General features: G+C 61.0%; 8 protein-coding genes and 1 pseudogene. 4 read left to right on the top strand and 5 right to left on the bottom strand.

Going from position 1 to position 9,599, the window contains the following annotated elements:
- A partial coding sequence (locus BV908_RS11040) for a hypothetical protein (protein ID WP_146052208.1) occupies positions 1-1,475 on the bottom strand: 1,475 nt, incomplete at its 3' end.
- 341 nt (positions 1,476-1,816) lie between these two features.
- Positions 1,817-2,395 (bottom strand): annotated as a pseudogene (gene pilM / locus BV908_RS11035) (type IV pilus assembly protein PilM); the annotation flags it as partial.
- A gap of 254 nt (positions 2,396-2,649) precedes the next feature.
- Here pilM and BV908_RS11030 point away from each other — a divergent pair.
- Positions 2,650-5,034 carry a penicillin-binding protein 1A gene (locus tag BV908_RS11030; protein WP_103738151.1) on the top strand — a complete coding sequence of 795 codons (2,385 nt, stop codon included), beginning with the start codon at positions 2,650-2,652 and terminating at the stop codon, positions 5,032-5,034.
- 75 nt (positions 5,035-5,109) lie between these two features.
- On the opposite strand, the gene cyaY is transcribed toward BV908_RS11030, so the two are convergent.
- The gene (gene cyaY / locus BV908_RS11025) at positions 5,110-5,439 is read right to left on the bottom strand and encodes an iron donor protein CyaY (protein WP_011804179.1); all 330 of its coding nucleotides are present in this window, start codon (positions 5,437-5,439) and stop codon (positions 5,110-5,112) included.
- A gap of 12 nt (positions 5,440-5,451) precedes the next feature.
- Between cyaY and BV908_RS22965 the strand changes: the two genes are divergently transcribed.
- From BV908_RS22965 to BV908_RS11010, 3 genes are all read left to right on the top strand, one after another.
- The gene (locus tag BV908_RS22965; RefSeq protein ID WP_011804168.1) at positions 5,452-5,661 is read left to right on the top strand and encodes a lipoprotein; all 210 of its coding nucleotides are present in this window, start codon (positions 5,452-5,454) and stop codon (positions 5,659-5,661) included.
- Entirely contained in the window at positions 5,658-6,953 is a 1,296-nt protein-coding gene (gene lysA / locus BV908_RS11015; protein WP_103738150.1) for a diaminopimelate decarboxylase, read from the top strand. Before BV908_RS22965 ends, lysA begins: the two co-directional genes overlap by 4 nt.
- Before the next feature lie 64 nt (positions 6,954-7,017).
- On the top strand, positions 7,018-7,854 hold the full coding sequence (locus BV908_RS11010) for an MBL fold metallo-hydrolase (protein WP_011804166.1): 837 nt from the start codon (positions 7,018-7,020) through the stop codon (positions 7,852-7,854).
- Positions 7,855-7,921: 67 nt separating this feature from the next.
- Here the strand turns inward: BV908_RS11010 and BV908_RS11005 are convergent, their stop codons facing one another.
- Both BV908_RS11005 and msrP read right to left on the bottom strand, forming a co-directional pair.
- A complete protein-coding gene (locus BV908_RS11005) occupies positions 7,922-8,581 on the bottom strand; it encodes a protein-methionine-sulfoxide reductase heme-binding subunit MsrQ (protein WP_210434016.1) in 660 nt (219 codons plus the stop codon).
- Positions 8,581-9,579, bottom strand: coding sequence for a protein-methionine-sulfoxide reductase catalytic subunit MsrP (gene msrP / locus BV908_RS11000; RefSeq protein WP_103738149.1), 999 nt, complete (start codon positions 9,577-9,579; stop codon positions 8,581-8,583). Before msrP ends, BV908_RS11005 begins: the two co-directional genes overlap by 1 nt.
- Positions 9,580-9,599 lie beyond the last annotated feature (20 nt).

The following is a 9,599-nucleotide window of genomic DNA, read 5'->3' as shown; positions in this document are numbered from 1 at the left end:
TCTACCAGTTTCACCAGAACCGCTGGGTTATAGGCATTCTTACCAAACCAAAGTCTTCTGTCGGCGCTCGCGCTGATAACCCCTCGTTCGGCTACCGTGAGCGCCCGTCGAACTTGCATGAAGAATCTATCAACAGCCGTCAATGACGCCTTCAGGTGCAGCCGGGCAAAATGACGAAGCTGGTCACTCCGCTTTTCCGGGTCAGTCTCGGGTTCGTCAATATCAGTGAGCCACGAAACTCCCTTTTGTGGCTCTCGCATGTCCGCGATTGGATGTCGAAACCAAGGGTCGCCCCACTTGCCAATAAGTGTTGGGCTGCTTAACTCTTCCAGGGCCAGGATTAAGCTGGCCTCTTCCTCGTCAACTCCGGCGTCACTCATTACCTTCCGGAGTCGCCGCTTGGCAGCGCCAACAATCCCCTTCTTCTGGTCAACCGTGAATTCCTTGAGGACCTTTACGTAGAATGCGTCTGCGGTCCTATTTAGAACGCGCTCCGGAACGCTCACCAAGATTGCAGCCCGAATACCAGATTCTTGGTCAACGAAGAATCTTAGTTTCTCTGCCTTCTGCAGCAATCTCGTCACGAACTGAATATGTGCCGCCATGACGGTCTGCTCGTGCAAGAGCATGCCCTTGGCCGGCGCCCTGGTCGCCGTCGAGGGGTCGTCGCCGCTCTCGATGTCCTCGCGCTCCTGAGCCGCGTCATAGGTGTCCTTGACAGCCGCGAGCAGCTCCCCAGGCAGCTCAGTTGGCTCCTCGCTGGCCCGTCGGGTGCCCTTACGGCTCGCGGCAGCCCGTACCGCAGCGTCATCCCAGTCTTGGGGTAACCAAACCCGAGCAAACCGTCGAAAGGGTTTTGCCAATCGCTGGTCGCCGAATTTGGTCATCTCCTCCTTGACCTTCTCACTATCCATCTCGCCATCGAAGTTGACGTTCGCCGCGTACAGGTAGCCTGTTATTTGGTCGGCGCTCGCGATGGAAAGGAGGACAGTGTTCTTTCTGCTCTTCCGGTCCGACCAGTTGACAATGAGCTTTTGTCGGTCGGTCGAGATATACCTCTTGCCGAGGTCCTCCCGGTCAAGAAGCCCGCGCTCTCGCTCGCCAGCAAAAATCTGGCATTGCTCGTGGATAAAGTCGATTCGGTCGTAGAGAATAGCAGGCGAAATTCCCAGCACCTTGATGATTCGCCGCAAGGGCATCGAATTCATCAGATGCTCGAATATGCCAATGTTCGGATGGGTTTTCTGTTGGCGCTTTGTCGAGCGACCGCCAAAGACGAATATCTTTCGACAGGCTCCGCACTTGAATCGCGGCGTGCCGTGTGCGTTAGTTCCGAATCTTGTGTGCCGCCCACTATGTTCAGGTTCGGCTTTGCGGAATAGCTCGCAGTCCTCGTTGGGACACGTTGGAAGCTGGGGCTCCAGGTATCTGCCGATTCGCAATAACTCTTCCGCGATGGCCAGATTGCTCTGCATGGGAAAGCTTTCCCTGCAAAGGTGGCAAAACAGATTTGGTTGACCCTTACCGCTGGCGACAACGCGGTAGTCTCCGGGTGCGTATCCACCCGGCTTTCGGGCGGCGGCCCCACGCTTGGACTCGTTGTGGGGCGGTACGCCAAAGTTGGCGCACTTAGGGTTCCGGCAGTGGTTGACCTGGATGCCGGCGGCGGTCGGAGGGAACCGCCAAGGCCATTCGCCGGACGAAACCGCTCCTGGAAGCGATTTCACCTCAGACAAAGAAGCGCCCCAGTCGTTGACTGGGGCGCATTGTGGGCCAATCAGGGCTACCTTAGCAACTCTTTCCGAGAACGGCTAGCCCGATTGGGCAACCCTTCAATCAGCCGCCCTGCTGCCAAGCGTGCCGCATGCGACTCAATGTCGACGACCACGGGCTTCAGTCCAGCCGCCTCCGCGAGACCTTGACGATCTTGCACCTTCTCTTTGCGAGAGGCCGCAATCAGCACGTCGACATCGCCTGGCGCGCTCTTGCTGGGGCCCACCACGCAGAAGTCGAGGCTCACCTCGTCCAGCGAAAAAGGAATGTACTGGTTGGCTTCGGATTCCACCTGCACTTCCAGTTCCTGCTCGGACATCCCGCCGGGCAGCGTGATGCGCTTGGTGATCACAGCAGAGGATGGCAATGCAAGGGCGACATTCTTGGTTTTGGTCCCGCTCTTCTTCACAACGCGACGCAACGCCTCGGCGACTTCATCGAACTTTTCGATGTTGCCATCCGTGATCCACCCACGCTCCAGTTGCTCGATTGCACAGCACTCGAGAACCAGCGCCCCTCCCTTATCTCGTCCCAACTCCACCAGCTTGACGCTGGAAGAGCTGATGTCCACACCCAGCAATGGGGCAGACTGACGACTGAACAACGACCCCATTGAGATCAAGGTGCCCCTCCGCTACTTATCTATATGACGCAACAAAACTTAACACTTCACATGAATGCTATCAGTAAGGTTCTTCACCAGCCAAGAGTTTTACCTTTCTCACACAAAAGCGGCGTTGTCAAAAGCAGACGATTTTCAGGTGCTATCGCTGAATCGTCGGTCCTATTTTTCGCGCGGTGACCAAGGCAAGGCGTCCCAGCCAAGCCGAAACGCCAAGATTTTTATAATGACGGGTTGCCTCGTATCGAGACCCTATGCCACAGCCTCCCGACAGAACATCTTCCCCGCCCACATCCTCAATGCCACGCGCCGTGCGCTGGCTTCTGCTGGGGTTCACGTGGATCCTTGGCCTGGGCGTCGCCGCAACGTTGACCGGTGCTCTCGCCATCGGACTGGGCCTTGCGGTGGCATATCCCAATCTGCCTGATGTGTCCGATCTGGCGGACTACCGCCCTAAGCTACCCCTGCGGGTGTACTCCGCAGAAGGCGCATTGCTGGGAGAGTTCGGTGAGGAGCGGCGCAACTTGACGCCCATCCAGGACATCCCCCCTGTGATGACCAATGCAGTGTTGGCGATCGAAGACGCACGCTTCTTCCAGCACGGTGGCGTGGACTACAAAGGGGTGTTGCGCGCTGCGCTGGCCAATCTAGGACGCGTAAAAAGCCAGGGTGCTTCCACTATTACCATGCAAGTGGCGCGAAATGTTTATCTTTCTTCCGAAAAAACTTTTACCAGAAAAATTTACGAAATATTACTCACATTCAAGCTCGAGCATCTGTTAACAAAAAACCAGATTCTCGAGATCTACATGAACCAGATTTATCTGGGAAATCGCGCCTATGGATTTGCAGCAGCCGCAGAAACTTATTTTGGCAAGCCGCTGAAGTCCATATCCATTGCCGAAGCAGCCATGCTTGCTGGCCTTCCGAAGGCCCCATCCGCTTACAACCCCATCTCCAACCCCAAGCGCGCAAGGATCCGGCAGCTGTACATCATTGATCGCATGCTGGAAAACGGCTTCATCACTGCCGAGGAAGCCACTGCTGCAAAGCGAGAAGATCTCAAGCTGCGCTCGTCGACGGACTCGACCCGCATCCATGCGGAGTACGTGGCCGAGATGGCGCGTCAACTCATCTACGCGCAGTACGGCCCCGAGGCATACACGCGCGGATTGAATGTGTACACCACGCTGAATGCCGGCGAGCAGGAGACAGCCTACACCGCGTTGCGCAAGGGCATCATGGACTACGAGCGCCGACAGCATTACCGCGGGCCTGAGCGGTTTGTCAGCCTGCCCTCCGCGTCTGAGGAGACCGAAGACGCCATCGACGACGCTCTGGCCAACCATCCGGATAACGGCAATGTGCTCGCCGCGGTCGTGCTGGAGGTCAACGCCAAGAGGATTCTGGCGGCCCGCGCCGATGGCGAACAGATCGAGATCACGGGCGAAGGCCTCAAGCCCGCGCAGTCCGGACTCAGCGAGAAAGCCCCGCCCAACATCAAACTGCGCCGGGGCGCGGTCATCAGGGTCGTACAAACACCCAAGAAGACTTGGGAAATCACCCAGCTTCCTGAGGTGGAAGGTGCTTTCGTGGCCATCGATCCGCGTTCCGGTGCCATCCGTGCCCTGGTGGGCGGCTTTGACTTCGACAAGAACAAGTTCAACCATGTCACCCAGGCCTGGCGCCAGCCAGGTTCGGCATTCAAGCCGTTCATCTACTCCGCCGCTCTGGAAAAGGGCTTCACACCTGCCACGGTGATCAACGATGCTCCCCTGTTCTTCAGTGCGGGCGTGACAGGCGGGCAACCCTGGGAGCCCAAGAACTACGATGGCAAGTACGACGGTCCCATGACCATGCGCGCAGGGCTTGCCCGCTCCAAGAACGTCGTTTCCATTCGCATCCTGCAGGCTGTCGGCCCCAAGAACGGGCAGGACTGGGTGACCCGTTTCGGATTCGAAGCCGACAAGCATCCCCCCTATCTGACGATGGCGCTGGGCGCAGGCTCTGTCACCCCGATGCAGCTCGCTTCGGCCTACGCGGTGTTTGCCAACGGCGGCTACCGCATCAACCCCTATCTCATCACCCGTGTCACGGACCACAAGGGACGCATCCTGTCGGATTTCCAACCTCGCGCCGTCGCAGACAACCCCCGCGCCATTGAGCCACGCAACGCGTTCATCATGAACAGCATGCTTCAGGAAGTCGCGCGCTCCGGCACGGCGGCACGTGCACAGGCCACGCTCAAACGCCCCGATATCTATGGCAAGACAGGAACGACCAATGACGCAGTCGATGCGTGGTTTGCAGGCTTCCAGCCCACGCTGGCTGCTGTGACGTGGATCGGTTATGACACGCCGCGCAACCTCGGAAGCCGTGAGACCGGTGGCGGACTCAGCCTGCCGGTCTGGATCAGCTTCATGGAAAAAGCGCTTAAGGGCGTCCCTGTGGCAGAGCCCACCGTACCCGCTGGCGTCGTGAACGTGAGTGGCGAATGGTTCTACGAAGAATATGCACGCAACGCGGGCGTCGCCAGTGTGGGTATGGAGAGCGCCGCCCCCACCGACGGTGCGCCGGCTCCGGGAACACCGCCTCCACCCGAAGAGCGCAACCGCATCCTCGACCTATTCCGTAATTAATGAAGAGGCGGGCCTGTGCGCCCGCGCAATCATTTGCGCAGCCCTTCGCTTGTTGGCCGAGCCGCGCTGTCGCCGCTAGTCGGTGAACTGGAGCGCTTGCCCCGCTTGCAAAGTGGCGTTGTGGCTGAGCGCTGCAAAGAACTCACCGGCACCCTTGGTATCCATCCACGACGTCCCGTCATGGCGGAAGTGATATCCGCCGGATTGCGCCGCCATCCATATCTCGTGCAGCGGCTTTTGAAGGTTGATCACGATCTGGCTGCGGTTGCGGAAAGTGATGGTCACCATGCCCCCCGTACGCTGGCCATCCAGATCGGCGTCAGTAGTGTCGTTGATACGGTCGCAGCTTTGTTCCACCGCCAGCAGCAGCTTTTCTGCACGGTCCATGAATTCGAGGTCGGTCATTACAATTTGCGTATGTTCAGAGCTCGTCAAATTCTAGTCAGGACGATTGTCCTTGCTGTGAGCACGGCAGCCTTCGCGGCCTGTGGCCAACGGGGTCCGCTTTACCTGCCCACGGACCCGACTGCCGCGCAGCGCGCCACACTCCCTGAAACCCTCAACCCCGCCGCCTCGCGGGCTCCCGCCTCGTCGCCAGCCGATTCCGCTTCTACCACCCGTCCATGACCCATCCCGTTCTGCCCGGCCACCCCCACTTGCACTACCACGACCAAGCGCTTCAGTTGGAGGGCCTTCGCCTTGCCGACCTGGCCCGGGAGTTCGGCACGCCCCTCTACGTCTATTCCCAGGCAGCCATGCTGGACGCCCTGGGGGCCTACCAGCGCGGGTTCGCTGGGCGCAAGGTGCAGATCTGCTATGCCATGAAAGCGAACTCGTCGCTCGCTGTCCTGCAGCTTTTCGCACGCCATGGCTGCGGCTTCGACATCGTTTCTGCCGGCGAACTGCAACGCGTGATTGCAGCCGGCGGCGACCCGGCGAAGGTGATCTTTTCCGGCGTAGGCAAGACGCGCGCAGAAATGCGCCAGGCGCTGGAGGTCGGCATTGGCTGCTTCAACGTGGAGAGCGAGGCAGAACTCGACGTGCTGAGCGAAGTGGCCCAATCCATGGGATTGCGCGCACCGATCAGCATTCGTGTCAATCCCAACGTGGACGCCAAGACCCACCCCTACATTTCCACGGGCCTCAAGGGCAACAAGTTCGGTATCGCCCATGAACGCACGGTCGCCACCTACCAGCGCGCAGCCGCCCTGCCCGGCTTGCGCGTGGTGGGCATCGATTGCCACATCGGCTCCCAGATCACGGAAGAGAGCCCGTATCTGGACGCCATGGATCGCATGCTGGACCTCGTGCAAGCCATCGAGGCCGCAGGCATCGCGGTCCACCACATCGATTTTGGCGGTGGTTTGGGCATCGATTACAACGGCGACACGCCACCACGGGCCGACGCGCTGTGGGCCAAGCTGTTGGCCAAGCTGGACGCGCGCGGCTACGGTGACCGCCAATTGATGATCGAGCCCGGTCGCTCCTTGGTGGGCAACGCCGGTGTTTGCCTGACGGAGGTGCTCTACCTCAAGCCCGGCGAGCAAAAGAACTTCTGCGTCGTCGATGCGGCCATGAACGATTTGCCGCGTCCGGCGATGTACCAGGCCTACCACGCCATCGTGCCCCTGCAGGCGGCCACCCCGACGGCCGTGTCGCACGTGTATGACGTCGTCGGCCCGATCTGCGAAAGCGGGGACTGGATCGGCCGTGACCGCAACCTGGCGGTGGCAGCGGGCGATATGCTGGCGGTGCTGTCCGCCGGGGCGTACTGCAGTTCCATGGGGAGCACCTACAACACCCGCCCCCGACCCGCCGAGGTGCTGGTGGACGGAGCGCGAGCCCACCTCATCCGCACGCGCGAAAGCGTGAACGACATCTTCCGCAGCGAAAAGCTGGTACCGCAGGGCAACCCTTGATAACCATCAAGGAATAACCATTTCGCCCTGAGTACTATTGCACTTTCATTGCGGAGTCACGTGCATGCCTCAGGAACCTCTTGAACTCTACCGGGACAAGAACCACGCTTGTCTGATGTTCTCGGACCTTGTCGAGGAGGATGGGCAGGCGGTTCAGGCCAACCAGTTCCTGATCGTGGACGACGACACGGGCGCCATCATCGACCCGGGCGGCAATCTGGCGTTCAACGAGTTGTTCATGGGCATGTCCAAGCACTTTCCGCCCCACAAGCTGTCCTACCTGATTGCGTCGCACGCCGACCCCGACATCATCGCCTCGCTGGACCGCTGGTTGAGCAGCACCAAGGCGACGCTGGTCATCTCACGCATCTGGGAGCGCTTCGCGCCGCACTTCACCAAGCTCGGCAAAACCGAGAACCGCATCATCGGGGTGCCCGACAGCGGCGGCCGCCTGCCGCTGGGCCGGCACGAGCTGGTGCTGCTGCCGGCGCATTTCATGCATTCCGAAGGCAACTTCCACTTCTACGACCCGGTCAGCCGCATCCTGTTCACGGGCGACCTGGGCGTCTCCATGACCTCGGGCGCCGACGCGCGCGTGCCGGTGACCCATCTGGCACCGCACATTCCGCGCATGGAAGGCTTTCACCGCCGCTACATGGTCTCCAACAAGATCCTGCGCCTGTGGACGCGCATGGCGCGGCAACTGGACATCGCCATGGTGGTTCCGCAGCACGGCGCGCCCATCATGGGCAAGCCGGCCATCGACGACTTCTTCCAATGGCTCGACAGCCTGATGTGTGGCATCGACCTGTTTGATGACCGCGCCTACCAGATCCCCACGGGTCACATCGATCCCGTCACCCGCCAGGTGCGCCCTGCGCTGCAGGCCGTGCGCGCCTGAAGGTTTGATAGAAAATCGGCTCTAGCGCTTACCCAGAAAGCGCTAGCAGCTATCTAAATAATAGCAATCAGTCCGCACGGCGGCGCCGGCGCAACCAAGGCCGAGCGAGCAGCAACGCCGCCAGGATGGCGGCATAGACCGCCACCTCGACAAAGTCGTTCTTGCCCGACCGCATCCAGAAAAAGTGCAGGATCGCCAGCCCCGCGGCCAGGTACACGCCGCGGTGCAGTTGCTGCCAGCGCCGCCCGCCCATCCAGCGCATGGCCCGGTTGAACGACGTGGCCGCCAGCGCCAGGAGCACCGCAAAGCAGCCCATGCCCACCAGGATGAAGGGGCGCTGGAGCACGTCACGAAGGATTTCCGGCACATCCAGCCCCATGTCGAACCAGCCGTAGCACAGCAAGTGGAGTGCCGCGTAGGCGAAGGTGTACAGCCCCAGCATGCGCCGAAAGCGTGCCAGCGGCGGCTGGGCCAGCACCAGCCTCAGGGGTGTGACTGCCAGGGTGAGGCACAGCATGCGCAGCGTCCAGTCGCCCGTGGAGCGGATCAGGGCTTCGGCAGGGTTGGCGCCCAGGCGATCGGCGACCGCCCCATACACCAGCCAGGCCAGTGGTAGCAGGCACAGCACAAACAGCACCGGCTTGGCTGCAGGGTGCAACAACACGCGCGCGCCCCAGCCGCGACCCGCCAGCGCGGGAGTACTGCCCGAAAGGCGTGCATGCACCATCAGTAGAACTTGCGCAGATCCATGCCCGCGTAGAGCTGTCCCACCTGGGCCTCGTAGCCATTGAACAGCAGGGTCTTGCGCTTCTTGGCGAACAGTCCGCCCTCGCCGATACGCCGTTCGGTGGCCTGGCTCCAGCGCGGGTGGTCCACATCCGGATTCACGTTGGAATAAAAGCCGTACTCCCGCCGTGCAGCCTTGTTCCACGCGGTACCAGGCTCCTTCTCGACGAAGCGGATCTTGACGATGCTCTTGGCGCTCTTGAAGCCGTACTTCCACGGCACGACGATGCGCACCGGTGCGCCATTCTGATTAGGCAGCACCTCGCCATACATGCCGAAGGCGAGCAGCGTGAGCGGATGCATGGCCTCGTCCAAGCGCAGGCCTTCGGTGTAAGGCCAGTCCAGCACACGCGAGCCCACGTAAGGCATGGTGGCTTTGTCCGCCAGCGTGACGAACTCGACGTACTTGGCACTGCCCTGCGGCTCCACCCGCTTGATCAACTCTGCCAACGAGTACCCCACCCAGGGGATCACCATGGACCAGCCCTCGACGCAGCGCAGACGGTAGATGCGCTCCTCCTGCGCGCTGAGCTTGAGCAGCTCGTCGATATCGAAGCGCCGTGGCTTGTTGACCAAGCCTTCCACTTCTACGGTCCAGGGACGGGTTTTCAGGGTATGGGCATTGCGCGCGGGGTCGCTCTTGTCCGTGCCGAATTCGTAGAAATTGTTGTACGTGGTGGCATCTTGGTACTCGGTGACCTTCTCCATGGTCACCGCGCCCGGCACGGCGGACGGCGCACCCGGCAGGGGTGCGAGCCTCCCCGGGCGGCGGACTTCGTCAGCGAGGGCAACACGCCCTGCCCAGCCGGCCATCGCCGCGCCACCAGCACCCGCTGCCAGCAGGCGGAGCATGGCGCGTCGCTGCTCATAGACGGCGCGCGGCGTGATCTCGCCGGCGCAAGGGGGGATGTAACCGTTGTCTCGGGTAGGAATCAACATGGGGGTCCTTCTGGCAGCCG

Source organism: Diaphorobacter sp. LR2014-1 (assembly GCF_002916785.1).
Lineage (GTDB): Bacteria > Pseudomonadota > Gammaproteobacteria > Burkholderiales > Burkholderiaceae_C > Diaphorobacter > Diaphorobacter nitroreducens.
The sequence above is the reverse complement of the archived record's forward strand: the minus strand, read 5'-3'. Positions and strand labels throughout refer to the sequence as shown.